Source organism: Streptomyces smaragdinus, from assembly GCF_009604385.1.
Classification (GTDB): Bacteria; Actinomycetota; Actinomycetes; order Streptomycetales; family Streptomycetaceae; genus Streptomyces; species Streptomyces smaragdinus.
Genome location: NZ_WEGJ01000006.1, coordinates 11835 through 38318, shown reverse-complemented (window position 1 = coordinate 38318; position 26484 = coordinate 11835). Strand labels below are relative to the sequence as shown.

Here is a 26484-nt window from a genome sequence, read left to right as displayed (position 1 = left end):
CCCGTACAAAACAGGCATGATGTGACCTGAGTCACACTCAGAAATTCATTGGCGTTTCTTTAATGTTTGCGTTGACGAAGTCGGGGCAGGAGCAGGTATGGAAACCGGGGTGAATTGTCGCCGCGGTAATTCCGGCGCATTTATGCACGGTTGTCGTGAGCGGCTTCACACGAAGGCCGGGCGGCGGGTAAAGCGCACCCGTTCTCCGGCCCCCGGACACCGACGATCTACCCTGCGCCTATGACCGAGAGCGCAGTGCTGCACATCAGAGGCCGGATTCTCACCGGACCGGACGAGGTCCGCGACGAACTGTGGGTCGTCGGCGGACGCGTCACCTTCGACCGCCCCGGCACCGCCCGGGAGACCACCGTCGTCGACGGCTGGGCGCTGCCCGGACTGGTCGACGCGCACTGCCACGTCGGGCTGGACAGCCACGGCGCCGTCGACGACGCGACCAGCGAGAAGCAGGCCGTCGCCGACCGCGAGGCCGGCACCCTGCTGCTGCGCGACGCGGGCTCGCCCTCCGACACCCGGTGGATCGACGACCGCGAGGACCTGCCGCGGATCATCCGCGCCGGCCGGCACATCGCCCGTACCCGCCGTTACATCCGCAACTACGCCCACGAGATCGAGCCCGGGGACCTCGTCGCCTATGTGGCGCGGGAGGCCCGGCGCGGCGACGGCTGGGTCAAGCTCGTCGGCGACTGGATCGACCGCGAGGCCGGCGACCTCGGCGCCTGCTGGCCGCGCGGGGCCGTGAAGGCCGCCATCGCCGAGGCGCACCGGCTCGGGGCCCGGGTGACCGCGCACTGCTTCGCCGAGGAGTCCCTCGCCGACCTCGTCGAGGCGGGCATCGACTGCGTCGAGCACGCCACGGGGCTCACCGAGGAGACCGTCCCGCTGTTCGCCGAGCGCGGCGTGGCGATCGTCCCGACGCTGGTGAACACCGCGACGTTCCCCACCCTCGCCGCGGGCGGCGACGCCAAGTTCCCCCGCTGGGCGGACCACATGCGGCGGCTGCACGCGCGCCGGTACGAGACGGTGCGCGCGGCGTACGACGCGGGCATCCCGGTGTACGCCGGCACGGACGCGGGCGGCGGGCTCGCGCACGGGCTCGTCGCGCAGGAGGTGGCGGAGCTGGCCACGGCGGGCCTGCCGCCCGAGGCGGCGCTGTCCGCGGCCAGTTGGGGCGCCCGGGAGTGGCTCGGCCGCCCGGGGCTGACGGAGGGCGCGCCGGCGGACCTCGTGGTGTACGAGACGGATCCGCGGGCCGATCTGCGGGTGCTCACCGCGCCGCGGCGGATCGTGCTGCGGGGGAACGTGGTCGCGTAGGGAGCGGGGCTCAAGTTACGCAGGGCATACCCGGGTTGAAACTCACTCGATGGGGTGAACGAGCTGTGAGTTGCCGCGCGGTCACCCACTGTGCGTAACGATGGTCGTGTTGTTGACGAGTGGTCATCCCGACACAAGGACGCTCCCACCATGAACACCCCGACCCACTCCCTTTCCTTACGCACCCCGGCCGCCGCCCTCGCGGCGGCCCTCCTCGCCCTGGCCGGGGCCCCGCAGGCGCACGCCGCCGGCCACGGCGACGGCACCGCCTCGGCGGCGGTCCTCCGCGCCGACCTGGACGTCTCCCTGCTGCACCAGTCGGTCCGGCTCCCGGTGCACACCGCCCTCAACGAGGTACGCGCCCCCGCCACCGCCGGGAAGACCGCCCTCACCGTCACCCTCGACGGCGTCGAGAGCGGCCGCCCCGTCCAGCTGCTCGGCGCCGGGGCGGCGAGCGCGAAGGCTACCGCCGACCGGCACGGCGCCCGGGCCACGGCCCGGCTCGCGCACGCCCGGGTGCATGTACCGGGCCTCCCGCTGCTCTCCCTGATCGAGGTCGAGGCGGTGACGTCCACCGCGGTCTGCGAGGCGGGGGAGAAGCCCGAGGCGAAGTCCACGCTCGCCGGCCCGGTCCGGATCCTCGGCAAGCGCTACGAGGTCACCGCGGGCGGCCCCCCGACCGAGGTCACCGTGCCCGGGGTGGGTGAGGTGTCCCTGGGCTTCTCGCAGACCCGGGCCGGCGACGCGGCGGCGACGGCCACCGCGCTGGCGCTCGACGTCACGGTCGACCCGCTGAAGCTGGGCGTGGCCCGGGTCGAGGGCCGGGTCACCCTCGCGGAGGCCGCCTGCGAGGCCCCGGCCCCCGCGGCGGCCCCGGCCGAGGCGCCCGCCGGGGAGCCCGCCCCGCGCGCGCAGGGCGGCGGCCGGGATCTGGCGGAGACGGGCGGTGGCTCGTCGACCCCGCTGCTCGCCGGTACGGCGCTGGCCCTGCTGGCCGCCGGCGCCGGGGTGCTGCTGCTGGCCCGGCGGCGGGCCCGGCGTTAGCCCGTACACGTACGACAGGGGCGGACACGCGGGTGTCCGCCCCTGTGCTCACCGGCCCGGTGTCAGCCGGCGACGATGATCCAGATGCCGTACGCCACGGCCGCCCCGCAGAGCGCGAAGGAGACCAGCGCGCCCGCCCGGGCGCCCGCGGAGGGCCCCGTGACGACGGCCTCGGCCCCCGCCTCGGCGGGCCGCGTACGGCGCGACGTGCCGAGGATGCCCAGCGTGAACAGACCCACCGTCGCGACGGTCACCGCGACGCTGACCCCGAAGACCTGACCCAGTGCGGCCCAGTCGATGTCCATGTGAACGCTCCTGCCTGTCTCAGACCGTGGCCTGCGGCGCGGGCTTCACCGCGGGCGCCGGCGGGGAGGGGATGATCACCGAGACGGTCTCGCGGGTCTCGACGTCGTTGACGTTGTGGTGGGTGACCGCGTTGCGGCGGGAGGCCAGCCAGACCGCCGCGCAGCCGGCCAGACCGAGGACGGCCACCGCCGTGACGCCCCAGTCGCCGCGGTCGGCGAGGAAGGCGGCGGCGCCCGCGACCAGACCCGCGGCCGGCAGGGTCAGCCCCCAGGCGGCGGCCATCCGGCCGGCGGTGCCCCAGTACACGACACCGGCCTTGCGGCCCTTGCCCGCGCCCATGATCGAGCCGGTGCAGACCTGCGTGGTGGACAGCGCGTACCCCAGGTGGGAGGAGGCCAGGATGACCGCGGCCGAGCTGGTCTGCGCCGCGAAGCCCTGCGGGGGCTGGATGTCGGTGAGGCCCTTGCCCATGGTGCGGATGATCCGCCAGCCGCCGAGGAAGGTGCCGAGCGCGATCGCCATGGCCGCGGAGACGATGACCCACAGCGGCGGGTCCGACTTCGGGGCGATGACGCCGCCGGTGACCAGCGCGAGGGTGATGACGCCCATCGTCTTCTGCGCGTCGTTGGTGCCGTGCGCCAGGGAGACCAGCGCGCCGGAGGCAATCTGGCCGGCCCGGTAGCCCTTGGTGGTGTCCTTCGGGTCGCGTCCCGCGGCCAGCCTGTACGTCAGCCGGGTGGCGAGCAGGGCGGCGAGTCCGGCGACGACCGGCGCGGCGACCGCCGGGATGAGGATCTTCGTGACGACGGCGTCCATGTGGACGGCGTCCCAGCCGACCGAGACGACGGTGGCGCCGATCAGGCCGCCGAACAGAGCGTGCGAGGAGCTGGAGGGGAGACCGGCCAGCCAGGTCAGCAGATTCCATATGATCGCGCCGACCAGCCCCGCGAAGATCACTTCGGGCCGTACGCCGGAGCCTTCGTCGATGATGCCTTTGGAGATGGTGGCGGCGACCTCGACCGAGAGGAACGCACCGATCAGATTGAGGACCGCGGACATCGCGACCGCGGTCCTGGGCTTCAGCGCACCGGTCGAGATGGTGGTGGCCATGGCATTGGCTGTGTCGTGGAACCCGTTGGTGAAGTCGAACACCAGTGCCGTGACGATCACGACTCCGATGATGAGTGTGAGGTGTTCCATGGAGACCCAACAATCCACTCGAACGTCTGGGGGCTTGAGGAACGTAAGCACTGTGAATGAACAGAAGGTGAACGAGGTCGGTCCGCATGATGACGGTGATGAACGAACGTCATCCGGACGGAGCTTCGAGCCCTTGAATCATGGGCTTCCGGTCACAAGGAGACCGTGTCACGGCGTGATGCACATCACGGTCGATTCATCTGGAGTTCACTCCATCGCGGACGTTCCCGGCCTACGGGACGTATGACGAAATGAGGTACCGGCAGTGCCGAAGGTCAACTCACCGGAGCGCGCGGCCGCCTGGGCGGAGCTGGTGGCCGTCGCACGGCGGACGGTGACGGACGGACTCGTGGTGGGTACGTCCGGGAATGTCTCGGTACGCGTCGGCGACGAGATCCTGGTGACCCCGACCGGCGTCCCGTACGACGAACTCGGCCCCGACGATCTCACGGCGGTCGACCCCGACGGCAACCGGACCGCCGGCCGCCTGCGCCCCACCAGCGAGCTCCCGATGCATCTGACCCTCTACGCGAAGGCCCCCGGCGCGCGCGCCGTCGTGCACACCCACGCCGTGCACGCCACGGCGGTCTCCACCCTCGTCGACACCGTCCCCGCCATCCACTACATGACGGCGGCGCTGGGCGGTCCGGTCCGCGTCGCCCCCTACGCCCGTTACGGCTCCGCCGAGCTGGCCGTCCACATGGCCAGGGCGCTGCGCGACCGCTCCGCCTGTCTGCTGCGCAACCACGGCACGATGGCGTACGGCGCCACCCTCGCGCAGGCGTACGAGCGGACGGCCCAGCTCGAATGGATGTGCAGGGTGTGGCTGGCGGCCCGCTCCGTCCCGGGCCTGGAGCCGTCCCTGCTGGACGCGGCGGAGCTGGCCGGGGTCGCGGAGCAGCTGCGCGGGTACGGGCAGCCGCCGGGCGTCTGACGGCTGGCCGGTCGGCGCCGTCCGGCCGACAATGAAGGCGTGTCCGCCGACCGGTACCGCCCGAACACCGCCGGGGCCGCGCTGCGTACGGCCGCCGCCCTGGCCGGCACCGCGCTCACCGGCGCCGCGGCCGCCGTCGCCGCCGGCCGCTACGGCGCCGCCGCGGCCCTCGACCCCGGTGGCCCCGCCGGGTTCACCGACCGGCCGGTCACCGTCCGCCGCGTCCGCGGCGACACCGTCACCCTCACCCGCACCCCGGCAGCGGCGCTCCCCGGCGTGTACGGGCTGCTGGGCGCCGGCACGCACGCCCGCGTGGGTCCCGAGCTCCCCGCGGACGGCGCCGAGGGCACCGTCGTACGGATCCTGGAGGCCGTCACCTCCGGCCGTCTGCGCCCCGGCACCAGGCTGCGCGTCACGCCGCAGGTGTACGCCGGCAGCCCCCGCACCGCGCTGGGCTTCGACCACCGCGACGTCCTGGTCCCCGGCGAGCTGGGCGGCCTGCCCGCCTGGTTCGTGCCGGGCACCCGCGACACCTGGGTGATCGCCGCGCACGGCCTGGGCGCCGGCCGGGAACAGGCCCTGTGCGTGCTCCCCTTCCTCCAGGACCTCGGGCTGCCCCTGCTCCTGCTCGCCCACCGCGGCGACGACGGCGCACCGATGCCCTCCGGCGGTCCCCGGCGGCTGGGCCACGCCGAGTGGCGGGACCTGGACGCCGCGCTGCGCTACGCCACGGGCCACGGCGCACGGCACGTGGTGCTGTACGGCTGGTCGACGGGCGCGGTGATGGCGCTGCGCACGGCGGCCATGTCGGCGCTGCGGGCGCGGGTCGGCGGGCTGATCCTCGATTCGCCGGTGCTCGACTGGCAGGCCACGGTACGGGCCCTGGCCACCGTCCGCCGGCTGCCCGCCGCCCTCGGCCGGCTCGCGGTCATCGCCGCGGGCGAGCGCACGGGCCTGGGCAACGGCCCCGCGCCCGCCGACCTGTGGCCCGGCCCCGGCACCCCGCCGGTGCTGATCTTCCACGGCCCCGACGACACCGTCGCCCCCTGGCAGACGTCCCTCGACCTCGCCGCGCGCCACCCCGACCGGGTCCATCTGCACACCGTCCCGGGCGGCCGGCACGCGGCGATGTGGAACGCGGCGCCGGCCGCGTACGAGGAGACTTTGCGCCGGTTCCTCACCCCGCTGCTGTAGCCGGACACCGTTCCGGGGGATTCCGCGGGCCCGCACCGGGGCCGGTTACGCTCCGTAGGAAGCCCAGGCCACCGCCTGTCCGCGGGCCGGTACGGGGCAAGACGGCACCCCGGATTGGGCATTCCGGCCCCCAGCAGGAACACTGGTGTCCCGTGACGGCCCGAAACGCGCGCGGAAGCGCACCGCTCCGACTGGTGCGCAAGCACTCCCAGCAGGCAGCCGAGAGCGCCCGGCGGGCGGTCACCGACCGGGCCATGCGCCCGGCACCCAAGCCACCGGAGGGCATCGCCCCCGCGCGCACCCTGGCAGCGCACGCCCGGCGCACACTCACCGGCGCGACCCGCGTCGCGCGCTGGGCGCAGGCCGTCGGCACCCCGAGCAAGGTCGCCGCCGAGGAGGCCGCCGAACAGCTCGGCGTCACCTCCGCCGAGATCGTCGCCGACTGGGCCCGCGCCCGCCTGGCCGGCCTCATCGAGCTGCACGGCGGCCGGGCCCGCCCCGGCTGGCGGCTGCGCGCCTGGGACAGCGACGACGGCGCGGTGCTGCGCGGCTGGGTCGCCCTCTTCGACGCCTGGTCGTTCGCCCACCCGGCCCCCGAGACGCAGTCCGCGGAGACCGTCGCCGAGGTCATCGAGGCCATGCCGCAGCTCCTCGCGCTGCTCCACCTCACGGGCGGCCCCGTCCGCGAGCCCGTCCTGCTGGACATCCTGCGCCAGCGCGTCGCCGAGATCCGCACCGAACGCTGCGAGGTCCCGTACGGCGACGAGGGCCTGCCCGTCCCCGGCGGCGCCGGCCCCGTCCGGGCGGACGACGCGGCCCTCCCCGGGCTCCTCGACTGGGCGCTGACCGCCTTCGCGTCCGTCGGTGCGCTGGTCCGCGCGGCGGAGGGGGAGGAGTCCACCCTCACCCCGCTCGGCCACTGGGCGGTGTGGACGAAGATCGAGCAGATCTGCGTCGCCGCGCAGAGCCCTGCCGGCGGCAACATCGAGGCCCCCGCCGCCGCCATGCTCCGCGGCTGCGCCGGCCTCACCCCGCGCCCCGCGCGCGCCGAGTACCGGGCCTGGTTCGCCGCCCGCCCCACGGCCGGCGCCGTCGCCGAGCTGCTGGAGGCCGCGCGCGGCGACGACGCCCTGCTGCGCGGTCTGGCCTTCGAGGCGCTGCGGGTCGCGGGCGCCGCGGGGGAGCAGGCGGTACGCGGCGTGCTGGGGGAGCCGGTGCTGCGCCCGTACGCGCTGCTCTGGCTGGCCGAGCAGGAGGGCGTGGACCCCGAGGACGCGCCGGGCGTGCTGAGCCGCGAGGAGGCCACCTGGCTGTGGGTCGACACGGCCGCCGCCGTCGCCGACCACGGCGAGGGGCGGCTGCTGGTACGGCACCTCGACTCGGCGCTCCAGCCGACGGTCCCGGAGCTGCTGGCGGAGGTCCGCGCGGTGGGCCATCCGCGCACGGTGCAGGTGCTGGTCGCCCTCGCGGCCGCCCACCCCGATCCGGCGCTGGCCAAGGCGGTCCGCAAGGCGGCCTTTGAGGTGCATGTGGGCGGGGCCTGAGCCCCGCCCGGGGGTGAGTGTCGGACCCCGGTGCCAGACTGGGACACGGGTCACGTCCCAGGAAGGGAGACACCATGTCCGGCATGTATCCGGCGCTGCTGTACAGCGACGCGAAGGCGGCGATCCAGCAGCTCACCGAGGCGTTCGGCCTGGAGCGGATCGCCGTGTACGAGGGCGAGGACGGCACGGTCGCCCACGCCGAGCTCGGCCACGCCGGCGGGGCGGTGATGCTCGGGTCGAAGGGCACGGGGAGTGCCTTCGACGAGGCGATGAAGAACGCGGGACCGGCCGCGGTGTACGTGGCGGTCACGGACGTCGACGCCCACCACGCCCGCGCGGCGTCGCACGGCGCGGAGATCCTGATGCCTCCCACGGACCAGGACTACGGCTCGCGCGACTACATGGCCCGCGACCTGGAGGGAAACATCTGGAGCTTCGGCACGTACACACCCCCGGGGGGTGCGGGGGACTGACCTTCGGAGGGTGCCGTTGCGCCGGCTGACGCGCTCCGGGCTTCGCCCGGAGGCCTCAAACGCCGGCCGGGCTGGAGGGTGAACGCTCACCTCGGGCCGGCCCACAGCCCGGCCGGCGTTTGAGGCCTCCGGCGAAGCCGAAGCGCGTCAGCCGGCGCAACACAACAACGACCGGGGCGGCCAACCCTCACCGGAAGGTGTCGCACGCGTTCATGTCCCCCGACCGCAGCCCCCGCGCGAACCATTCCTGACGCTCCGCGGCGGAGCCGTGCGTCCACGTGTCCGGGGTGACCCGCCCCGAGAACCGCTCCTGGATACGGTCGTCGCCGACCGCCGCCGCCGCGTCGAGCCCGTCCCGGATGTCCTCCTCCGTCAGGGAGGAGATCAGCGGCCGCCCCGTGTCCCGCTGCGGCGTCGACTGCGCGTGATGCGCCCACACCCCCGCGTAGCAGTCCGCCTGCAGCTCCAGCCGCACCGAGTTCGACGTCGTCCCCATCCCGGAGTTCGGCCCGATCCGGTCCATCACCCCCGTGAGCCACTGCACGTGGTGCCCGTACTCGTGCGCGATGACGTACGCCTGGGCGAACGGCCCCCCGGTCGCCCCGAACCGCGACTGCAGCTCGTCGAAGAACGACAGGTCGAGGTACACCTTGTTGTCCCCGGGACAGTAGAACGGCCCCACGGCCGCCGAGGCCGCCCCGCACGCGGTGTCCACGGCCCCCGAGTACAGCACCGTGTCCGCGTCCCGGTACGTCCCGCCCCGCCGCCGGAACTCCTGCGCCCAGAAGGACTGCACGCTGTTCACCACCGCCACGGTCCGGCAGTCCGCGCTCGCGTTCGCGTCCGCCCCCGTCCGGCACCGCGCCGCCAGATCCGCGGCGTCCGTCGTCGCCGGCGCCGGCGACTCGTCCCCGCTCAGCCCCAGCCGGTCCGGACCCACCCCGAAGAACAGCCCGACCAGCGCCACGATGAGCCCGATCAGGCCCCCCGTCCTGGCCGCCGGAGTGCCCAGCCGGCCCCGGCCCCGGGCGTCCTGGACCTGGGAGGTGTCCAGCCCGGCATCGTCATCGAACTGCATGCAGCCGAGTATGGTCCAACCAGCACAAACGCGCCTTTTTCGGGCGTCCACCGGAGAGGGCCCCGCCCTCCGGGACCAGGAAAAGCGCTTGCCCGCCCCGGATACACTGGATCCATGGCCCACCTCCTCGTGCACTAGACCGACGTCGCACGATCCCGCGCCCCCGTCCGACGTCCGTTCCCGCTGCCTGGAGCTCGACCGTGATCACCGCCACCGGCGTAGAACTGCGTGCCGGCGCACGCGTTCTCATCGAATCCGCCACCTTCCGCGTCGCCAAGGGTGACCGTATCGGCCTGGTCGGCCGCAACGGCGCCGGCAAGACCACCCTCACCAAGGTCCTCGCCGGCCAGGGCCAGCCCGCCGCCGGCGCCGTCACGCGCGGCGGCCAGGTCGGCTATCTGCCGCAGGACCCGCGCACGGGTGACCTGGACGTCATCGCCCGCGACCGGATCCTCTCCGCGCGCGGTCTGGACGCCATGATCCGCAAGATGCGCGAGGACGAGGAGCGGATGGCCACCGGAAAGGGCGCCACCCGCGAGAAGGCCATGAAGCGCTACGAGCGCATGGAGACGGAGTTCCTCACCAAGGGCGGCTACGCCGCCGAGGCCGAGGCCGCGACCATCGCCGCCAGCCTGGGCCTGCCCGACCGGGTGCTGGGCCAGCCCCTGCACACCCTGTCCGGCGGCCAGCGCCGCCGCGTCGAGCTGGCCCGGATCCTCTTCTCGGACTCCGACATCCTGCTGCTCGACGAGCCGACGAACCATCTGGACGCCGACTCCATCGCCTGGCTGCGCGACTACCTGAAGACGTACCACGGCGGCTTCATCGTGATCTCCCACGACGTGGACCTGGTCGAGACCGTGGTGAACAAGGTCTTCTACCTCGACGCCAACCGGGCCACCATCGACGTCTACAACATGGGCTGGAAGCTCTACCTCGCCCAGCGCGAGGCCGACGAGAAGCGCCGCCGCCGCGAGCGGCAGAACGCCGAGAAGAAGGCCGCCGCGCTCAACTCCCAGGCCGACAAGATGCGCGCCAAGGCGACCAAGACCGTCGCCGCCCAGAACATGGCCCGCCGCGCGGAGAAGCTGCTGGCCGGGCTGGACGAGGTGCGCCAGTCGGACAAGGTCGCCAAGCTCCGCTTCCCCACCCCCGCGCCCTGCGGCAAGACCCCGCTGATGGCGGAGGCCCTGTCGAAGTCGTACGGATCGCTCGAGATCTTCACCGACGTGAACCTGGCCATCGACAAGGGCTCACGCGTCGTCATCCTCGGCCTCAACGGCGCCGGCAAGACCACGCTGCTGCGGCTGCTCGCCGGTATCGAGACGCCCGACACCGGCGAGGTGCAGCCCGGGCACGGGCTCAAGCTCGGCTACTACGCCCAGGAGCACGAGACGCTGGACCCGGACCGTACGGTGCTGGAGAACATGCGCTCGGCGGCCCCGGACACGGATCTGGTCGAGGTGCGCAAGATCCTCGGCTCGTTCCTGTTCTCCGGCGACGACGTGGACAAGCCGGCCGGGGTGCTCTCCGGCGGCGAGAAGACCCGGCTCGCCCTGGCGACCCTGGTGGTCTCCTCGGCGAACGTCCTGCTGCTGGACGAGCCCACCAACAACCTCGACCCGGCCAGCCGCGCGGAGATCCTCGGCGCGCTGCACACGTACGAGGGCGCCGTGGTTCTGGTGACCCACGACGAGGGCGCGGTGGACGCCCTGCAGCCCGAGCGCATCATCCTGCTGCCGGACGGCGTGGAGGACCTCTGGGGCGAGGACTACGCCGACCTGGTGGCCCTGGCCTGACGCCCCCGGCCGCCCCGGGACGCCCGCGTGGGCCGCTGATCCACTGGAACTGGATCATTCGGCCCACGCGTGATCCATCATCTGAGTGAGTCCCCCTCATCCCCCGGCGCGCCGCCGGGACCGGGGGCGTACCGCCGCTCTCGCGCGCCCCGTGATCCGGGCGCACCGATCTGACCTGCTTGTTTGAAGCCTCACCGGTCATGGGAGCGTTTCCATGATCGGCGGAATTAGTCGTTCCGTTTGTCTTCACGACGGTCTGTCGGAAAAACCTGTTGACGCGGACCTTGCGGAATGGGTGGCCAGCACGCCATAAAGGGGTGATCATGAGAGTCGCAGAGCGCACTTCCGTATGAGGAGGCACGGGTGGCCGAGACTCTGAAGAAGGGCAGCCGGGTTACCGGCGCCGCGCGCGAAAAGCTCGCGGCAGACCTGAAGAAGAAGTACGACTCCGGAGCGAGCATCCGGGCGCTGGCCGAAGAAACCGGTCGCTCCTATGGATTCGTGCACCGGATGCTCAGTGAATCCGGCGTGACCCTGCGCGGTCGCGGCGGCGCGACGCGGGGCAAGAAGGCCGCTTCCTCCTGAGGTTGTGGTTCTTCCCCCGTGACGCGAGGGAATCAGTGGCGACCCGGTCGGCTGGTGGGCCGGCCGGGTGGTTACTGTTCGGTATATGACTGAGCTGCTGAACAAGGACGGGGTCCGGGTCACCCTCGGCGGCGACGGTGACACCGTCGCCACGGTGACGCTGGACAACCCCGCCAAGCGCAACGCCCAGACGGCCGCCACCTGGCGTGCCCTCACCGAGGCCGGCCGGCTGCTGCCCGGTTCCGTCCGGGTGGCCGTCCTGCGCGCCGAAGGGAAATCCTTCTCGGCCGGCCTGGACCTCGGGGTCATCACCCCCGAGGGTATTCCCGGCATGCCCTCATTTCACGAGCTCGCCCGGTATCCGGAAGCTCAACTCGACGACGCCATCGCCGAATACCAGGAGGCATTCACCTGGTGGCGCCGGAATGACATCGTTTCCCTGGCCGCTGTTCACGGTCACGCCATTGGCGCGGGCTTTCAGCTGGCTCTGGCATGCGACCTCCGGGTATGCGCGGACGACGTCCAGTTCGCGATGCGCGAGACCAGCCTCGGCCTTGTACCGGACCTCACCGGGACCCGGCCGCTGGTCGAACTCGTGGGTTATGCGCGGGCGTTGGAGATCTGCGCCACGGGCCGTTTCGTACGCGCGGAGGAAGCCGAGCGGGTGGGCCTGGCGAACCTCGTCGTACCGCGCGCGGAGCTCGACGCCGCCGTCGGCGATCTGACGGCCGCCCTCCTCGCCGCGCCGCGTGACGCGGTGGTGGAGACCAAGGCCCTGCTGCGCGGGGCGGTGACCCGTTCGTACGACGAGCAGCGCGCCGCCGAGCGGGCCGCCCAGGGCCGCCGGCTGCGCGACCTCGCGGGCGTCGGGGAGTAACCCGGGGAGTCCTATCGGAACGCCGTGACCAGCACCGTCACCACCGGTGCCGGGACCGACGCGCGGGCCTCACGGGCCGCCTCCAGCGGGAGGCGGCCCGACCGCACCTCGATGTGCGCCTCCGCGTGCCCCGGGCTCTCGCGGACCACCCGCAGCCCCGCCAGCGCGGTCCCGGACACCTCCGGCCGTACGACAGGCGCCGCCTCCGGCACCTCGTCCAGCAGCGCGGCGACATGCACGTCCACCGCCTCGACGACCAGCCCCAGTTCCGCCGCCGCCCGCCACAGCTCCGCCCGCAGCGCCCCCGCCACGACCGGCAGCGGTTCGCCCGCCGCCGCCTCGCACCGCGCCGTCACCAGCAGCGCCCCCGGCGCCAGCGCCCCGCCCGGCGGCGGCACCGCCGGCTCCCCGGCCCCCGCCGGATCGGCGAGCTCCAGCCGCAGGGACGCCACCCGCGTCCCCGGAGCCGTGCACCGCCGCAGCACCGACGCCGCCGCGGCCTCCGCGATCCACGCGCCCTCGGCCGCCTCCCCGAGCGGCAGCAGCCGCCCGAGCGCCAGCTGTGCCCGTACCGCCTCGGCCCAACGCTCCCCTGCCATACCGCCATCCTGCCGCATCGGACCGGCCCCGGATCCGCCGCTGATCGCCACGGGCCCCGCGCGCCAATCATGAGTAGGGTGGCCCCATGTGACGGCGCGACCGGGAAGGGCTGGGACGGTGGACACCGAGACGACCATCCAGGGGGCAGCCGCGGCCGATCCGGGAGCGGTGCGGCCGTCGGCGACCAGGCGCGGCACCGGTGATCCGGCGACCCGCGGGCGTACCACCATCGCCGACGGCGTCGTCGCCAAGATCGCCGGGCTCGCCGCCCGTGACGTGGTCGGCGTGCACGCGCTGGGCAGCGGCCTCTCCCGGACGATCGGCGCGGTGCGCGAACGGGTTCCCGGCGGGGGCGGCAGCCGTACCCTGGCCGGAGTCAAGGCCGAGGTCGGCGAGCTGCAGACGGCGCTCGACCTGGAGATCGTCGTCGACTACGGGGTGGCGATCGCCGATGTCGCCCGCTCCGTACGGGAGAACGTGATCGCCGCCGTGGAGCGGATGACGGGCCTCGAGGTCGTCGAGGTCAACATCGCGGTGAGCGACGTGAATCTGCCCGACGACGACGAGGACGAATCGGCGGAGCAGCTGCGGCTGCAGTAGCGGCCGGCGGGCGGGACGAGGGAGCGCACGATGAGCATGGCAGTCGTCGGTCTGATCGCCGGCATGGCGCTCGGGTTCGCCGGGTACTTCGGCGGCTTCGGGGCGTTCCTCCTGGTGGCCGCGCTGGGCGCGATCGGCTTCGTCGTCGGCCGGGTGCTGGACGGCGACATGGAGCCCGGCGACTTCTTCCGCCGTTCGGGCGAGCGGGAGGACCGGCGCCGGTGACGTCCCCCGAGACCGTCCCGCCGCACGAGCGGGGCTCCACCCGGATCGCCGACCGGGTCATCGCCAAGATCGCCTCCCAGGCCGCCCGCGAGGCCCTGCGCGGCGCCCCGGGAACCGACTCCCGCCATGCCGCCGTCGTACGTCGCGGATCCGGCGCCCGGATCCGGGTAGGGGTCGAGCTGGGCTTCCCGTCCGACATCCGCGCCCAGTGCGTGCTGGTGCGCGGCGCGGTCGCCGAGCGGGTGATCGAGCTGGCCGGGCTGACGACGGCGGAGGTGGCCGTGGAGGTGGAGCGGCTGCACACGGCGGGCGGCGGCCGGCCGAGGCACGGGAGGGTGCGATGAGCGACGACACCGGGACGCTGCTGGGCGAGCAGCGCACCGCCGCCTCCGGCTTCTCGCCGGGCGAGGGGGAGGGCGGCGACTGGCGGTTCTGGTCCGTGCGCCGCGTCCCCGCCGCGCTCACCGCGGTCGCGGTGGCGCTGGGCGCGGGGGTGCTGCTGTACGACATCGTCTCCGTACGGGCCGAGCGCCCCGCGATGGCCTGGCGCCGGCGCCTCGCCGCGGAGCTGGCCGCCCGGCCGCCGGACGACCCGTGGGTGCTGCTGGCGGCGTCCCTGGTGCTGCTGCTGGGCGTGGGGCTGATCGTGCTCGCGGCGACGCCGGGGCTGCGTACGCTGCTGCCGATGAGCGGCGCGTCCGGTGAGCTGCGCGCCGGGCTGGAGCGGTCCGCGGCGGCCGTGGTGCTGCGGGACCGGGCGATGCAGATCTCCGGGGTGCAGTCGGTACGGGTCGATGTGGGCCGCAGGTCGGTGGCCGCGCGGGCGGAGGCCCACTTCCGGGCGCTGGACGACGTACGGACCGACCTCGAGGCGGTGCTCGGCGTGGGCATCGGGGAGCTCGGTCTGACCCGGCGGCCGGCGCTCAGCGTGTCCGTCCGGCGACCGCCGTCGAAGGGGTGAGGGGATGCTCGCGATCGTCAACCGGACGCTGCTCGGACTGATCGGCGCCGCGCTCGTGCTCGGGGCGGCGCTGGTGCTGGTGTCCGCCGCGGGAGTGGACTGGACGCCCTACGAGGGCTCGTCGGACGTGCTGCTCAGCGCGGCGGACCGGCGGCGTTTCGAGGGGCGCGACTGGTGGTGGCCGGTGGTCATCGGGACGCTGGCGGTCGTGCTGCTCCTCGCGCTGTGGTGGCTGTTTGCCCAGCTGCGGCGGCCGCGGCTGGCGGAGGTGCTCATCGACCAGGGTGAGTCCGGCTCCACCCCGCTGGCCCTGCTGCGCGGCCGGGCGCTGGAGGACGCCGTCGCCGAGCAGGCCACGGACCTGGACGGCGTGGAACGGGCCCATGTGTCCCTCTCCGGCAAGCGCACCGCGCCGCGCGCCCGGATAGGGCTCGTCCTCGGTCCCCGGGCCCGGCCGGCGGCGGCCGTCGACGCCCTGCGCTCCGGCGCGCTGAAGGCCGCCCGGACGTCGACGGGGCTCGTGAGCCTGCCCGCGGAGGTCCGGCTGCGCGCCGTCAAGCACCGGCCGGAGCGCGTGACGTAGACCTTCCCGGTTCGTGACGTGTGCCCGCCCCCTCCTATAGTTGCCGCCGACAACCGTTCGTCACCGGACGGCGGCCATGGGGTGCGAAGGGGAGTGCGGAGTGCCGGATACCGAGGCCCAGCGGCTCGAGGGGCTGCTGGCGGAACTGCTGGCGATGATGGCGCGGCACGCGGATTCCAGCGAGGAGCACGTCCTCGTCGAGGTGCTGACCGCCGGCGAGGTCACCCAGCAGCAGATCGCCGACCGCCTCGGCCTCGACAAGAGCCGGATCAGCCGGCTGTGCACCTCACTGGAGCGCAAGGACCTGCTCGAGCGGGTCCGCGACGAGTCCAACCGGCGCAACCTCAGCCTCCGTCTCACCGCGGCGGGCAGGGCGGAGGCGCTGCGGCTGCGGCGCCACTGGCGCGAGCGGCACGAGGAGATGCTGGCGGCGATGACCGGGCGCGAGCGGGAGGGGCTGTTCCTCGGGCTGGGCGCGCTCGCCCGGGAGATGACGGTGGCCCACCGCGCGCGGTGCGCGGCGGGCCGCGTCAGGCACCTCTGACTCAGATGCCCCGCAGTGCCCCGCCGTCGACCGGCAGCAGGACGCCCGTCAGATACGACGCGGCCGGCGACAGCAGGAAGGCGGCCGTCTTGCCGAACTCCTCCGGCCGCCCGTAGCGGCGCAGCGGGATCCCGGCCGACAGCTTGGCGCGGGCCGCCCCGGCGTCGCCGGTGAGGGCGTCGAGCTCCCGCACCCGGTCGGTGTCGATCCGCGCCGGCAGCAGGCCGACGACACGGATGCCCTGCGGGCCGAGCTCGTCCGCCAGCGACTTGGCGAACCCGGCCAGGCCCGGCCGCAGCCCGTTGGAGATGGTGAGGCCCGGCACCGGCTCGTACACCGACGACGACAGCACGAAGCCGATCACGCCGCCCTCGCCGAGCTCGCCCGCGGCGGCCCGGGCGAGGCGTACCGCGCCGAGGAAGACCGAGGAGAAGGCCTGCTCCCACTGCTCGTCCGTCATGTCCGCCGCGGGGCCGGCCGGCGGGCCGCCGACGCTGATCAGCACGCCGTCCACCCGGCCGAAGTGCTCCCGGGCGGTGTGCAGCAGCCGGCCGGGCGTGGCCGGGTCGGAGTTGTCCGCGCCGACGCCGATGGCGCCCTCGCCCAGCTCCTTGGCGGTGGCCGCCGCCTTGTCGCCGTCGCGTCCGGTGACGACCACCTTCGCGCCGTCGGCGACCAGCTGCTCCGCGGCGGCCCGGCCCAGGCCCCGGGTGGCGCCGGTGACGATGTAGACGCGGCCTTCGAGTTCAAGATCCATGGGGTCAGTCTTTCATCAGGTGGGGAGGGTTCAGGCGACGGGCGTCGCGGTCTGTGCGGGCTCGGCCGGCGCGGCGGCGGCAGCGGCCCGGTCGCGCCGCTCCCGGCGGACCAGCACCCACCAGCCGAACGGCACCGCCGCCGCGAAGATCCACCACTGGATCGCGTACGCGATGTGCACCCCGATGCTGCTGTGGTCCGGCTCCTCGACCGGCTCGGGCTGCGCGCCCGACGGCTTCGGGGAGGTGCCGGTGAGCTGGATGTAGCCGCCCAGCACGGGACCGGTGACGCCGTCGGCGGCGCTCTGGGTGCTGTTGATCAGCATGACCTGGCGGTCGGGCAGCCCGCGCCGGTTCTCGATGCCGCTGGCGGACGTCGTCTCGTCGGCGCGCAGATAGCCGGTGACGGTGACCTCGCCCGCGGGGGCCTTCGGTACGTCGGGGAACGCCGTGATGTCGTCGCCCGCCGGGATCCAGCCGCGGTTCACCAGCACCGTGGCGCCGCCGCCGGCCGGCCGCAGCGGGGTGAGGACGAAGTAGCCCTGGTGTCCGTCGGCGTCGGTGCGCTGGCGGACGACGACCTCGTGTCCCGAGTCGTACGAGCCGGTCGCCGTGACCCGGCGCCAGGTGTCCGGCGTGGGGATGTCACGGCCGGGCGCGGAGAGCTCACCGACCGGGACGGGGGCGGCGCCGAGATTGCGGGCGACCAGGTCGTTGCGGGCGACCCGGGCCTCGTGCCGGTGGTACTGCCAGAACCCCAGCCTGATCATCACCGGGATGAGGAGGACGGCGATCAGGGTGAGGATCACCCACTGCCGGGTCAGGAGGAAGCGGTACACACCACGACGGTACAGCCCGCCCGGCCGCCGCCCGCCGCCGGGGCGGGCCGCCGTGTCACACGTGGCTGACGATGCCCCGGGCGCCCTCGGACCGGGCGCAGTGCGCGCCGCAGTACCAGTGGCCCCCGGACTCCACGCCCTGCCCGATCACCTGGCAGTCGCAGTGCTCGCAGATCGGCGCCATCTTGTGGATCGCGCACGCGAAGCAGTCAAAGACGTGCACCTCGCCCTGCGCGTGCACCTCGAAGGACATCCCGTAGTCGTTGCCGCAGACCTCGCACGTAGCCATACGCACAGCGTGCGACCCGGGCCCCCGCCGATCCGCGCCCCGGGCGCGCGCGTCGGCGAGGGTTCACCTGATCGGCGTCAGCCGGGGGCGGGCGCCACGTGCTTGAGGAGCTGTATGAAGACCGTCTCGTCGACGACCGGCGTGCCGTACGAGGCGGCGTTGGACACCTTGCCCGTGGGTGCCTGCGGGTCGTTCGTCACGAGCAGGCTCGTCAGCCGGGACACGCTGCCCGCGACATGCAGGCCGGCCGCCACCGCCCGGTCCTCGAGCAGCTCGCGGTCCACCGACGTGTCACCCGAGAAGGCGACCCGCATCCCCTGGACCAGCCGCCCGCCCGGCTCGAACCGGCCCGGATTGGGGTACGGCGACGGCGCCAGCCGCCGCGAGGGCCGCCACCCGCGCCGCGACTGCTGCGCCGGCACCCCGGCGTCCGGCGCCACGGGATCGCTCCACTCGGTGAGCGGCTGGCACGCCAGCAGCGGCAGCGTCAGCCCGGCCGTGGCCGCCCGGCGCAGGCTGGGGCGGAAGATCTCGGTGAGCACCCGGGCGTCGTCCAGCGCGTGGTGCGCCCGCTGCTGCACGACGCCGAAGTGTTCGGCGAGGGCCTGCAACCGCAGGCTCGGCAGCTCCAGCTGCAGCGTCTTGGCCAGCGTGATCGTGCACAACCGCTGGCGCACCGGCGGCTCGACGCCCGCCCGCGCGTACTCCCGGGCGATCATCCCCCAGTCGAAGTTCGCGTTGTGCGCGACGAGGACCCGGCCCTTCAGCCGCTCCCCGAACTCCTCGGCGACCTCCGGGAACCGGGGCGCGCCGGCGAGCATCTCGGCCGTCAGGCCGTGGATCCACACCGGTCCGGGCCCGCGGTCGGGGTTGACCAGCGTGTACCAGTGGTCCTGGACCTCGCCCCGGGCGTCCAGCCGGTAGACCGCCGCGGAGATGATCCGGTCGTCCTTCGCCAGACCGGTGGTCTCCACGTCGACGACGGCATAACCCTCCGGGTATTCGTCGGGCCAGATCGATGGCGCCGTGCGGTCTTCGAGCATGGTCCAGGAGCATAAGGGGCGGCACTGACACACCGGTACGGCGGGATCACGATGTTGACGTCCCCCGTGGGGTGACAAGTCCCGATTCGTACGCGATCACCACGAGCTGTGCCCGGTCCCGCGCGCCGAGTTTCGCCATCGCGCGGCCCGCGTGGGTCTTCGCGGTGACCGGGCTGATGTGCAGCCGGGCGGCGATTTCGGGGTTCGACAGGCCGCGGCCGACGAGGGCGACGACCTCGCGTTCGCGCTGCGTCAGGGTGTCGAGCCGGGCGTCGTGGACGGTGACGCGGGGCTTGGAGACGTACTCCAGGATCAGCCGCCGGGTCACCTCGGGGGACAGCAGCGCGTCGCCGCGGGCGGCGACCCGTACGCCGTGCAGCAGGTCCTCGGGCTCCATGTCCTTCAGCAGAAAGCCCGCCGCCCCCGCCCGCAGCGCGTCGAACACGTACTCGTCGAGGCCGTAGTTGGTGAGGATGACCACATGCGTGCCGGTCAGCGCCGGGTCCCCGGAGATCCGCCGCGTCGCCTCGATGCCGTCGGTCCCCGGCATCTGGATGTCGACCAGCGCCACGTCCGGGCGGTGCAGCGCGGCGAGTTCGGCGCCCGCCGCGCCGTCGGCGGCCTCGCCGGTGACCTCGATGTCGTCCTCCGCCTCGAGCAGGGCGCGGAAGCCCGCCCGGATGAGGGGCTGGTCGTCGACCAGCAGCACCCGGATCACGCGTCCCCCAGCGGCAGTACGGCCCGTACCGTGAAGCCCCCCTCGGGGCGCGGGCCGGTGGTCAGTTCGCCGCCGAGGGCGGTGACGCGTTCGCGCATGCCCGTCAGGCCCACGCCGGGCACCGGTTCGGCGGTGGCCGTGCCGTCGTCCCGGACCTCGACGCACAGGGCGTCCGGACGGTGGCCGATCCGGATCGCGGCGGCGGCGCCCGGGCCGGCGTGGCGGGCGATGTTCGTCAGCGCCTCCTGCACGATCCGGTACGCCGCGCGGTCCACGGCCTCGGGCAGCGGGCGGGGGTCGCCGTCGACGGTGACGGCGGCCGGGACGCCGGCGCCGTGCGCCCGTTCCACGAGGGCGGGCAGCCGGGCCAGGCCGCTGGGCGGTTCGTCGCGCAGGACGTGCAGGGTGGCGCGCAGTTCGCGGGCGGCGTCCGCGGCGGCCTCCTGGACGGCCGCCAGGGCCGCCGGGACCTCCTCGCCGCGCTTGCGGGCCAGATGGACGGCGACGCCCGCCTGCACCTTGATGACGGAGATGCTGTGGGTGAGGGAGTCGTGCAGCTCGCGCGCGATCCGCAGCCGCTCCTCGCCGGCCCGCCGCAGCGCCGTCTCCTCCCGGGTCCGCTCCGCCTCCTCCACCCGCCGCCGGGCCTGTTCGAGGTACGCGAGATACGTGCGCCGCATCTCGGCGGTGACGGCGCCCGCCACCAGCCAGCCGACGAGCAGCAGCCGCCGCTCGAGGGCGGCCGACAACTCGTCGTCCGGCCCGAGCAGGAGGGGCAGCGCCACGGCGCCGGCCACCACGCCCGTACCCACGACGACGGCGGTGGCCGCCCGGTGGCCCAGGCGGACGGCGGTGTAGACGCAGACGAGGACGGGCAGCACGGGCGCGCCGTCCGGGTAGCCGCGCAGGTGGTACGCGAAGACGCAGCCGACGGCGACGGCGAGCATCGCCACCGGGAAGCGGCGGCGGGCCGGCAGCGCGGCGGAGGCGAGGGCGGCGAGCGCGTACGCACCGGCGTCGGCGGGCGTCCGGTTGTCCGGGGCGATCGCCATGCTGCCCAGCGACACCGCGAACACCCCGGCGGCGAGCGCGAACTCGTGCCGCAGCCGCACCACCGTCGACTCCCCCATACGTGCCATGCGCCGACGGTAGCCCGCCGCACACCCCCCGCGCCTCGTCCCGGAGTAGCAGGTACGGTCTGCGCCTTCCGCAGCAGACGGACCGGCGGGGGAGCTTCGGACAGCAGCCGCCGGACGTCCTCGCGGGCGACGCGGCGCGGCGGGCGCGCGGGCCATCATCGGCGTACGAGCTCGTACCACCGGGAGGTACCCATGCCGTTCACCGAGACCCGTGCCGAGGGGCTGCTCATCACCCGCGCCCGGCAGTACAACGCCCTCGTCGCCCTGATGTTCGGCGGCCGGCGCGGCGCCCTCGACCGGCGGCTGGCCGCCGCCACCGGGGCGGCACCGGGGGAGCGGGTCGTCGACATCGGCTGCGGCCCCGGCCATCTGGCCCGCCGGCTCGCCGCCCGCGTCGCCCCGGACGGCGACGTGCTGGGCATCGACCCGTCGCCGGGCATGATGCGCTACGCCCGCCGCCGCGCCCGGGCGGTGCCGGGCATCCGCTTCCAGCAGGGCGAGGCCCAGTCGCTGGACCTCCCCGCCGCCAGCCGTGACGTGATCACCAGCACGTTCGCGCTGCACCACATCGCGGCGGACGCCCGCGAGGCCGCGCTGCGCGAGATGTACCGGGTGCTGCGCCCCGGCGGCCGGCTGCTGCTCGCGGACGCCTTCCCCACCGGCCGGGTGACGCCGCGGGTGGTCGCCGCGATGGCCCGGATGTCCCGTCACGCCCACGACGGGGACGCCCCGGTGGACACCGACGTCCGCCAGTACACGGACGTCCTCGAGACGGCCGGCTTCAAGGACCTGGTCTTCACCGACCTGCCGCCGTGGACCCGCTGCGTGACGGCCGTGAAGCCGCGCTGACGGTCCCGGGGGCGGGGCGCCCGCGGGCAGCCGTCAGTCCGTGCCCAGCGCCGGGTCGCTCACGCCCGGCTCGCCCGTTTCGACGTGTCCCGCGAAGCGGCGCAGGAACGCCGGGTCCGCCTCGTCCGTCACGCTCACGTCGAACCACCGGGCGCTGTGCCGCAGTTCCACCGTGTGCCGCACCCGGGCGCCGGGCCTCACCCGCAGCGTGCGGGACGCGCCCCCGTACGCGTTGGTCACCGTCAGCCGCCGCTCGCGCGGGCCGCCGTTGTCCAGCGTCAGCGTCACGTCGCCCGTGCGCGCGTCGTGCCGCGCGGTCACCTCGGCGCCCGGGTCCAGCGTGGCGCCGCGGAAGGCGGCGAGGCTGCCGTTCGGCCCCCACACCGACACGTCGTACGCGCCGTCCGTCGCCCAGGCACCGGCGATGCTCTTCCCGGCCTCCGCCGTGTACGTACGCGGGCCCTGGCCGTCCGCCGCGGAGGTCGCGTAGAAGCACGCACCGGCGTGCGCGCCGCCGCTGAACGACACCTCGAAGCCGTCCGCGCCCCGGCGCCCGTCGACCACCGGCGCGTACCGCAGCGGCCGTGCCGGACGCCCGCCGCGCTCCTGCCCGGGCATCGCCCCGTCGGCCGGCGGGAGAAGCGGATACGACGGGTGCCGCTCCCGGTCCGGCGGCGTGAAGCCGGAGGTGTCCGGCAGCGGACGTACCCGCGTGTCCTTGCGCCGGAAGTCGAACGCCGAGGTCAGATCGCCGGCCACGGCCCGGCGCCAGGGCGAGATGTTCGGCTCGCGGACGCCGAAGCGCTCCTCCGTGAACCGGATGATCGAGGTGTGGTCGAAGGTCTCGGAGCAGACGTAACCGCCCGTCGACCACGGCGAGACGACGAACATCGGCACCCGCGGCCCGAACCCGTACGGACCCGGCCGCGCGTACCCCGCGACACCGCCGCGGTAGACGTCCAGCGAGGTGTCGGCGGTGGAGGCGCCCTGCTCGGGCGACAGCGGCGGGAACGGCGGGACCACGTGGTCGAAGAAGCCGTCGTTCTCGTCGTACGTGACGAACAGCGCCGTCCGGCTCCACACCTCCGGGTCGGAGGTCAGCGCGTCCAGCACCCGCGAGATGTACCAGGCGCCGTAGTTCGGCGGCCAGTTGGAGTGCTCGCTGAAGGCCTCGGGGGCCACGATCCACGAGACCTGCGGCAGCTTCCCGGTCCGCACGTCGGAGCGCAGGACGTGGAAGAAGTCCTCGCCGGCCTTCGCGTTCGTCCCCGTGCGCGCCTTCTCGTACAGCGGGTCGCCCGGTTGCGCCTCCCGGTAGTTGTCGAAGTACAGCAGCGAGTTGTCGCCGTAGTTCCCGCGGAAGGCGTCCTCGATCCAGCCCCAGGACCCGCCCGCGTCCAGCCCGTCGCCGACGTCCTGGTAGATCTTCCAGGACACCCCCGCCGCCTCGAGCCGCTCGGGGTACGTGCGCCAGCCGTACCCGCGCTCCTCGTTGCCGAGGACGGGCCCGCCGCCCGTGCCGTCGCTGCCGTTGGAACCCGACCACAGGTAGTAGCGGTTGGGGTCGGTGGCGCCGATGAAGGAGCAGAAGTACGCGTCGCACACGGTGAACGCGTCGGCGAGCGCATAGTGGAACGGGATGTCCCCGCGGTCCAGGTACGACATGGTGGCGGCGGTCTTCGCCGCGATCCAGTTGTCGTACGCACCGCCGTTGTACGCGGCCTGGCCGCCGGCCCAGTCATGGTTGAGGCCCTGCAGATACTCGCTGCCCAGCAGCTCGTCGTCCGGGCGGAACGGCAGCACGGTCCGCTCGCCGTCCTGCTGGTGCCACACGGTCCTGCCGGACGGCAGGACGACCGGACGCGGGTCGCCGAAGCCTCTGACGCCGGACAGCCGGCCCAGATAGTGGTCGAACGACTCGTTCTCCTGCATCAGCACGACGATGTGCTCGACGTCGCGGATCGAGCCGGACCCCCGGGCGGGCGGGATGGCCGCGGCCCGGTCGATGCTGTCGGCCAGTGCGGTGAAGGCGGCGGTGGCGCCCGCGGTCCGCAGGAACCTGCGGCGGTCGATGGGGGACATGAAGGTGCCTCCTGGGTCCTCGGGGAGTTCGGGAGGGGCGCTTCACGGTCGGGTCTGCCGGCGAATCGGCGGTGACGGTGGCACGTACACGCGAGGAAGTCCCCCTGAACCGAGAGGACCTGTGCGGCAGCCTGCCCGCGCGGGCGCACGCCCGAACAGGTATATCCGAAACGCCTGACCGATTCGGCGGAAACGGGGAATCGCGTTACCTCGTGTGGTGGCGCGTGCACCAATGGTGATGATTCACAGCCGCCCGGAGGACACATGCGGATCCTTCTTCTCGCCAGCGCGAACAACAGCCTGACCCAGCGCGTGGACGCCGAGCTCCACGACCGGGGACATGTCGTACGACTCCAACTGGCCGGTGCCGACGAGGAGGTCTGCGCCACCGTCCGTACCTTCGACCCCCATCTCGTCGTCGCCCCGATGCTGAAGTCCGCGATCCCCCGCGAGCTGTGGACCCGGCGGGTCTGTCTGGTCGTCCATCCCGGCCCGGTGGGCGACCGCGGCCCCGCGGCCCTGGACTGGGCGATCGACGGCGGGGAGCGGCACTGGGGCGTAACGGTTCTGCAGGCGGCCGAGGAGTTCGACGCCGGCGACATCTGGGCGAGCGTCGCCTGCGAACTGCCCCCGGACGCCGCGAAGAGCGACCTCTACCGCGGCGAGGTGGCCGACGCCGCCCTGGAGGCCGTCCATCTCGCCGTCCAGCGCTTCGCCTCCGGCGGCTACCGCCCCGAGCCGCTCGACTACTCCCGCCCCGGCGTCACCGGCCGGGCCCGCCCCCGCTTCCCGCAGGCGCGGCGCCGGATCGACTGGACCCGCGACACCACTGCGACCGTGCTGCGCCGGCTGCGGGCGGCCGACTCCCAGCCCGGGGTCCTCGACGAGATCGGCGGCCGGGAGTTCTTCCTCTACGGCGGCCACGAGGAGGACCGCATCACCGGCGCCCCCGGCCGTCTCCTCGCCCGCCGGGCCGGCGCCGTCTGCCGGGGCACGGCCGACGGGGCGGTGTGGCTCACCCAGCTCAGACCCGGACGCCGCACCGTCCCCACGTTCAAGCAGTCCGCCGTCACCGCGCTGGGCGACGAGGCCCGCGCGCTGCCCGACGCCCCCGTCCGCCTGGTCCTGCCGCCCGGCCGGCGCACCTGGACCGACGTCCGCTACGAGGAGCGGGGCCGGGTGGGCCTGGTGCGCTTCTCCTTCCCGGCGGGTGCCATGTCGACCCTCCAGTGCCGCCGGCTGCTCGGCGCGTACCGGCACGCCCTCACCCGCCCCACCCGGGTCGTCGTCCTCGGCGCCACCCGCGACTTCTTCTCCAACGGCATCCACCTCGGCGAGATCGAGGCCGCCGCCGACCCGGTGCGGGAGTCCTGGGAGAACATCAACGCCATGGACGACCTCGTCGAGGCGGTCCTGACGACCACCGACCGGCTCACCGTCGCCGCCCTCGGCGGCAACGCGGCGGCCGGCGGGGTCATGCTGGCGCTGGCCGCCGACGAGGTCTGGTGCCGCCAGGGCGTGGTGCTGAACCCCCACTACCGGCTGATGGGCCTGTACGGCTCCGAGTACTGGACGTACACCCTGCCCCGCCGCGTCGGCCGCGAGCAGGCCCGCCGGCTCACCGAGGACGCCGTCCCCGTCAGCGCCGCCCGGGCCCGCCATCTGGGCCTCGCGGACTGCGTGCTGCCCGCCTCCCCCGAGGGCTTCCCCGGCGAGGCCGCCGCCCTCGCCCGCCGCGTCGCCGCCTCCCCGCATCTGGCCGCGCGGCTGCGGGACAAGGCCCGGCGCCGCGAGCTGGACGAGGAGACCAAGCCCCTGGCCCTGTACCGGGCCGGTGAACTGGCCCGGATGCGTCTGGATTTCACGGGCGGGACCTACCACCGGCTACGCTCGGCGTTCATCCGCAAACAGCCGGTGGGCGCGCCGGTGGCGCGATGAAGCGGCGGCGGCCTCTGGTGCCACCGCCCCGGTGCCTCTAACCTGCGCTCATGTCTGTTCCCCAGCTCCCCGACGTGGTGCTCTGGTCCATACCCGCGTTCATCCTGCTGACGGTCGTCGAGATCATCAGTTACCGGCTCCATCCCGACGACGACGCCGTCGGGTACGAGACGAAGGACGCCGCGACCAGCATCACGATGGGCCTCGGCAGCCTCTTCACCGAGGCGCTGTGGAAGATCCCGGCGGTCGCCGTCTACACCGCCCTGTACGCGGCGACCCCGGTGCACTGGGACATCACCTGGTGGTCGGTGCTGCTCGCGCTGCTGGCGCAGGACTACTGCTACTACTGGTCGCACCGCGGCCACCATGTGATCCGGGTGCTGTGGGCCAGCCACGTGGTCCACCACTCCAGCCGGAAGTTCAACCTCTCCACCGCACTGCGCCAGCCCTGGACGGGTGCGACGACCTGGCTCTTCTATCTGCCGATGATCGCCGCCGGCGTGCATCCGGCGGTGCTGGCCTTCTGCTCGTCCGTCAGCCTGGTCTACCAGTTCCCGATCCACACCGAGCGGATCAGGACACTGCCGCGGCCCGTGGAGTGGCTCTTCAACACCCCCTCGCACCACCGGGTCCACCACGCCTCCCAGGGCAGCTATCTGGACCGCAACTTCGGCGGCATCCTCATCGTCTGGGACCGGCTCTTCCGCTCCTTCGAGCCGGAGCGCGCGCAGACCGAGCCGTGCGTCTACGGGCTGACGAAGAACATCACGACGTTCAACCCGCTGCGCGTCGCCACCCACGAGTACGCCGCCATCGCACGCGATGTACGGGCCGCGGGGGACTGGCGCGAGCGCCTGGGACGGGTGTTCCGCGGCCCCGGCTGGCAGCCCGCCGGGGCCCCGGCCGCCGTCGCGGCGGCCCCGCAGGCCGCCGACTCGGCGGCGTGAGCGAAA

At 73.9% G+C, this 26484-nt stretch carries 29 protein-coding genes; 18 read left to right on the top strand and 11 right to left on the bottom strand.

The genetic code is table 11. From position 1 onward, the window contains the following. The first annotated feature begins 240 nt into the window (after positions 1-240). Both SRB5_RS12170 and SRB5_RS12165 read left to right on the top strand, forming a co-directional pair. Positions 241-1332: an amidohydrolase family protein gene (locus SRB5_RS12170; protein WP_153451790.1), complete on the top strand. Its 1092-nt coding sequence runs from the start codon at positions 241-243 to the stop codon at positions 1330-1332. 150 nt (positions 1333-1482) lie between these two features. Further along, positions 1483-2376 carry an SCO1860 family LAETG-anchored protein gene (locus SRB5_RS12165; protein ID WP_153451788.1) on the top strand — a complete coding sequence of 298 codons (894 nt, stop codon included), beginning with the start codon at positions 1483-1485 and terminating at the stop codon, positions 2374-2376. 62 nt (positions 2377-2438) lie between these two features. On the opposite strand, the gene SRB5_RS12160 is transcribed toward SRB5_RS12165, so the two are convergent. Both SRB5_RS12160 and SRB5_RS12155 read right to left on the bottom strand, forming a co-directional pair. Next, entirely contained in the window at positions 2439-2681 is a 243-nt protein-coding gene (locus SRB5_RS12160; RefSeq protein WP_153451786.1) for a hypothetical protein, read from the bottom strand. 19 nt (positions 2682-2700) lie between these two features. Further along, on the bottom strand, positions 2701-3882 hold the full coding sequence (locus SRB5_RS12155) for an inorganic phosphate transporter (protein ID WP_153451785.1): 1182 nt from the start codon (positions 3880-3882) through the stop codon (positions 2701-2703). A gap of 265 nt (positions 3883-4147) precedes the next feature. Here SRB5_RS12155 and SRB5_RS12150 point away from each other — a divergent pair, with 265 nt between their 5' ends. From SRB5_RS12150 to SRB5_RS12135, 4 genes are all read left to right on the top strand, one after another. Further along, on the top strand, positions 4148-4816 hold the full coding sequence (locus tag SRB5_RS12150; RefSeq protein ID WP_323377792.1) for a class II aldolase/adducin family protein: 669 nt from the start codon (positions 4148-4150) through the stop codon (positions 4814-4816). 39 nt (positions 4817-4855) lie between these two features. Then, a complete protein-coding gene (locus SRB5_RS12145; protein ID WP_407703910.1) occupies positions 4856-6010 on the top strand; it encodes an alpha/beta hydrolase in 1155 nt (384 codons plus the stop codon). 152 nt (positions 6011-6162) lie between these two features. Next, entirely contained in the window at positions 6163-7554 is a 1392-nt protein-coding gene (locus SRB5_RS12140; protein WP_323377790.1) for a hypothetical protein, read from the top strand. Between the two features lie 74 nt (positions 7555-7628). Beyond that, the gene (locus tag SRB5_RS12135) at positions 7629-8027 is read left to right on the top strand and encodes a VOC family protein (protein ID WP_153451783.1); all 399 of its coding nucleotides are present in this window, start codon (positions 7629-7631) and stop codon (positions 8025-8027) included. Positions 8028-8214: 187 nt separating this feature from the next. Here the strand turns inward: SRB5_RS12135 and ypfJ are convergent, their stop codons facing one another. Further along, positions 8215-9105 carry a KPN_02809 family neutral zinc metallopeptidase gene (ypfJ, locus tag SRB5_RS12130; RefSeq protein WP_153451781.1) on the bottom strand — a complete coding sequence of 297 codons (891 nt, stop codon included), beginning with the start codon at positions 9103-9105 and terminating at the stop codon, positions 8215-8217. A gap of 200 nt (positions 9106-9305) precedes the next feature. Here ypfJ and SRB5_RS12125 point away from each other — a divergent pair, with 200 nt between their 5' ends. The 3 genes from SRB5_RS12125 (at position 9306) to SRB5_RS12115 (ending at position 12366) form a co-directional block, all read left to right on the top strand. Then, positions 9306-10904 (top strand): ABC-F family ATP-binding cassette domain-containing protein, encoded by a 1599-nt coding sequence (locus SRB5_RS12125; RefSeq protein WP_323377789.1) that lies wholly within the window; start codon positions 9306-9308, stop codon positions 10902-10904. Between the two features lie 363 nt (positions 10905-11267). Then, positions 11268-11489 (top strand): helix-turn-helix domain-containing protein, encoded by a 222-nt coding sequence (locus SRB5_RS12120; RefSeq protein WP_323377788.1) that lies wholly within the window; start codon positions 11268-11270, stop codon positions 11487-11489. An 85-nt stretch (positions 11490-11574) separates the two neighbouring features. Further along, complete coding sequence (locus SRB5_RS12115) at positions 11575-12366, top strand: enoyl-CoA hydratase/isomerase family protein (RefSeq protein ID WP_153451780.1); 792 nt, start codon at positions 11575-11577, stop codon at positions 12364-12366. An 11-nt stretch (positions 12367-12377) separates the two neighbouring features. Here the strand turns inward: SRB5_RS12115 and SRB5_RS12110 are convergent, their stop codons facing one another. Beyond that, on the bottom strand, positions 12378-12965 hold the full coding sequence (locus SRB5_RS12110) for a nucleopolyhedrovirus P10 family protein (RefSeq protein ID WP_153451778.1): 588 nt from the start codon (positions 12963-12965) through the stop codon (positions 12378-12380). Between the two features lie 136 nt (positions 12966-13101). Between SRB5_RS12110 and SRB5_RS12105 the strand changes: the two genes are divergently transcribed. The 6 genes from SRB5_RS12105 to SRB5_RS12080 all read left to right on the top strand — a co-directional run bounded on the left by SRB5_RS12105 (position 13102) and on the right by SRB5_RS12080 (position 15879). Beyond that, positions 13102-13566 (top strand): Asp23/Gls24 family envelope stress response protein, encoded by a 465-nt coding sequence (locus SRB5_RS12105; protein ID WP_323377843.1) that lies wholly within the window; start codon positions 13102-13104, stop codon positions 13564-13566. A gap of 30 nt (positions 13567-13596) precedes the next feature. Further along, on the top strand, positions 13597-13791 hold the full coding sequence (locus SRB5_RS12100; RefSeq protein ID WP_153451777.1) for a hypothetical protein: 195 nt from the start codon (positions 13597-13599) through the stop codon (positions 13789-13791). Next, on the top strand, positions 13788-14135 hold the full coding sequence (locus SRB5_RS12095) for an Asp23/Gls24 family envelope stress response protein (RefSeq protein WP_323377787.1): 348 nt from the start codon (positions 13788-13790) through the stop codon (positions 14133-14135). Before SRB5_RS12100 ends, SRB5_RS12095 begins: the two co-directional genes overlap by 4 nt. Next, entirely contained in the window at positions 14132-14752 is a 621-nt protein-coding gene (locus tag SRB5_RS12090) for a DUF6286 domain-containing protein (protein WP_228389990.1), read from the top strand. Before SRB5_RS12095 ends, SRB5_RS12090 begins: the two co-directional genes overlap by 4 nt. A 4-nt stretch (positions 14753-14756) precedes the next feature. After that, positions 14757-15335 carry an alkaline shock response membrane anchor protein AmaP gene (gene amaP / locus SRB5_RS12085; RefSeq protein WP_153451775.1) on the top strand — a complete coding sequence of 193 codons (579 nt, stop codon included), beginning with the start codon at positions 14757-14759 and terminating at the stop codon, positions 15333-15335. Positions 15336-15435: 100 nt separating this feature from the next. Continuing rightward, positions 15436-15879, top strand: coding sequence for a MarR family winged helix-turn-helix transcriptional regulator (locus tag SRB5_RS12080; RefSeq protein ID WP_194292904.1), 444 nt, complete (start codon positions 15436-15438; stop codon positions 15877-15879). A 1-nt stretch (position 15880) separates the two neighbouring features. Here the strand turns inward: SRB5_RS12080 and SRB5_RS12075 are convergent, their stop codons facing one another. The 6 genes from SRB5_RS12075 to SRB5_RS12050 form a co-directional block, all read right to left on the bottom strand. Then, the gene (locus SRB5_RS12075) at positions 15881-16636 is read right to left on the bottom strand and encodes an SDR family oxidoreductase (protein WP_153451771.1); all 756 of its coding nucleotides are present in this window, start codon (positions 16634-16636) and stop codon (positions 15881-15883) included. Positions 16637-16666: 30 nt separating this feature from the next. Continuing rightward, entirely contained in the window at positions 16667-17473 is an 807-nt protein-coding gene (locus SRB5_RS12070; protein WP_323377786.1) for an SURF1 family cytochrome oxidase biogenesis protein, read from the bottom strand. Positions 17474-17528: 55 nt separating this feature from the next. Next, positions 17529-17762 carry a hypothetical protein gene (locus SRB5_RS12065; RefSeq protein ID WP_153451770.1) on the bottom strand — a complete coding sequence of 78 codons (234 nt, stop codon included), beginning with the start codon at positions 17760-17762 and terminating at the stop codon, positions 17529-17531. Positions 17763-17839: 77 nt separating this feature from the next. Then, entirely contained in the window at positions 17840-18805 is a 966-nt protein-coding gene (locus tag SRB5_RS12060; protein WP_153451768.1) for a DEDDh family exonuclease, read from the bottom strand. Positions 18806-18851: 46 nt separating this feature from the next. After that, complete coding sequence (locus SRB5_RS12055; RefSeq protein ID WP_323377785.1) at positions 18852-19523, bottom strand: response regulator transcription factor; 672 nt, start codon at positions 19521-19523, stop codon at positions 18852-18854. Continuing rightward, on the bottom strand, positions 19520-20662 hold the full coding sequence (locus SRB5_RS12050) for a sensor histidine kinase (RefSeq protein WP_153451766.1): 1143 nt from the start codon (positions 20660-20662) through the stop codon (positions 19520-19522). Before SRB5_RS12050 ends, SRB5_RS12055 begins: the two co-directional genes overlap by 4 nt. Positions 20663-20854: 192 nt before the next feature. On the opposite strand from SRB5_RS12050, the gene SRB5_RS12045 reads away from it, so the two are divergent. Next, entirely contained in the window at positions 20855-21511 is a 657-nt protein-coding gene (locus tag SRB5_RS12045) for a class I SAM-dependent methyltransferase (RefSeq protein WP_153451765.1), read from the top strand. Positions 21512-21544: 33 nt separating this feature from the next. Here SRB5_RS12045 and SRB5_RS12040 read toward each other — a convergent pair whose 3' ends face one another. Beyond that, a complete protein-coding gene (locus tag SRB5_RS12040; protein ID WP_153451763.1) occupies positions 21545-23593 on the bottom strand; it encodes a phosphocholine-specific phospholipase C in 2049 nt (682 codons plus the stop codon). A 264-nt stretch (positions 23594-23857) separates the two neighbouring features. Here SRB5_RS12040 and SRB5_RS12035 point away from each other — a divergent pair, with 264 nt between their 5' ends. Then, the gene (locus SRB5_RS12035; protein ID WP_153451762.1) at positions 23858-25531 is read left to right on the top strand and encodes a hydrogenase maturation protein; all 1674 of its coding nucleotides are present in this window, start codon (positions 23858-23860) and stop codon (positions 25529-25531) included. A gap of 50 nt (positions 25532-25581) precedes the next feature. Further along, entirely contained in the window at positions 25582-26478 is an 897-nt protein-coding gene (locus SRB5_RS12030) for a sterol desaturase family protein (protein ID WP_153451760.1), read from the top strand. Positions 26479-26484: the final 6 nt, after the last annotated feature.

What these genes read in the sequence shown, in the direction of transcription:
- SRB5_RS12115 (WP_153451780.1), top strand. Translation starts at nt 11,575, where the DNA reads ATGACTGAGCTGCTGAACAAGGACGGGGTCCGGGTCACCCTCGGCGGC.
- SRB5_RS12030 (WP_153451760.1), top strand. Translation starts at nt 25,582, where the DNA reads ATGTCTGTTCCCCAGCTCCCCGACGTGGTGCTCTGGTCCATACCCGCG.
- SRB5_RS12165 (WP_153451788.1), top strand. Translation starts at nt 1,483, where the DNA reads ATGAACACCCCGACCCACTCCCTTTCCTTACGCACCCCGGCCGCCGCC.
- SRB5_RS12135 (WP_153451783.1), top strand. Translation starts at nt 7,629, where the DNA reads ATGTCCGGCATGTATCCGGCGCTGCTGTACAGCGACGCGAAGGCGGCG.
- amaP (WP_153451775.1), top strand. Translation starts at nt 14,757, where the DNA reads ATGCTCGCGATCGTCAACCGGACGCTGCTCGGACTGATCGGCGCCGCG.
- SRB5_RS12155 (WP_153451785.1), bottom strand. Translation starts at nt 3,882, where the DNA reads ATGGAACACCTCACACTCATCATCGGAGTCGTGATCGTCACGGCACTG.
- SRB5_RS12110 (WP_153451778.1), bottom strand. Translation starts at nt 12,965, where the DNA reads ATGGCAGGGGAGCGTTGGGCCGAGGCGGTACGGGCACAGCTGGCGCTC.
- SRB5_RS12100 (WP_153451777.1), top strand. Translation starts at nt 13,597, where the DNA reads ATGAGCATGGCAGTCGTCGGTCTGATCGCCGGCATGGCGCTCGGGTTC.
- SRB5_RS12170 (WP_153451790.1), top strand. Translation starts at nt 241, where the DNA reads ATGACCGAGAGCGCAGTGCTGCACATCAGAGGCCGGATTCTCACCGGA.
- SRB5_RS12090 (WP_228389990.1), top strand. Translation starts at nt 14,132, where the DNA reads ATGAGCGACGACACCGGGACGCTGCTGGGCGAGCAGCGCACCGCCGCC.
- SRB5_RS12060 (WP_153451768.1), bottom strand. Translation starts at nt 18,805, where the DNA reads ATGCTCGAAGACCGCACGGCGCCATCGATCTGGCCCGACGAATACCCG.
- SRB5_RS12160 (WP_153451786.1), bottom strand. Translation starts at nt 2,681, where the DNA reads ATGGACATCGACTGGGCCGCACTGGGTCAGGTCTTCGGGGTCAGCGTC.
- SRB5_RS12045 (WP_153451765.1), top strand. Translation starts at nt 20,855, where the DNA reads ATGCCGTTCACCGAGACCCGTGCCGAGGGGCTGCTCATCACCCGCGCC.
- SRB5_RS12040 (WP_153451763.1), bottom strand. Translation starts at nt 23,593, where the DNA reads ATGTCCCCCATCGACCGCCGCAGGTTCCTGCGGACCGCGGGCGCCACC.
- SRB5_RS12075 (WP_153451771.1), bottom strand. Translation starts at nt 16,636, where the DNA reads ATGGATCTTGAACTCGAAGGCCGCGTCTACATCGTCACCGGCGCCACC.
- SRB5_RS12065 (WP_153451770.1), bottom strand. Translation starts at nt 17,762, where the DNA reads ATGGCTACGTGCGAGGTCTGCGGCAACGACTACGGGATGTCCTTCGAG.
- ypfJ (WP_153451781.1), bottom strand. Translation starts at nt 9,105, where the DNA reads ATGCAGTTCGATGACGATGCCGGGCTGGACACCTCCCAGGTCCAGGAC.
- SRB5_RS12050 (WP_153451766.1), bottom strand. Translation starts at nt 20,662, where the DNA reads ATGGCACGTATGGGGGAGTCGACGGTGGTGCGGCTGCGGCACGAGTTC.
- SRB5_RS12035 (WP_153451762.1), top strand. Translation starts at nt 23,858, where the DNA reads ATGCGGATCCTTCTTCTCGCCAGCGCGAACAACAGCCTGACCCAGCGC.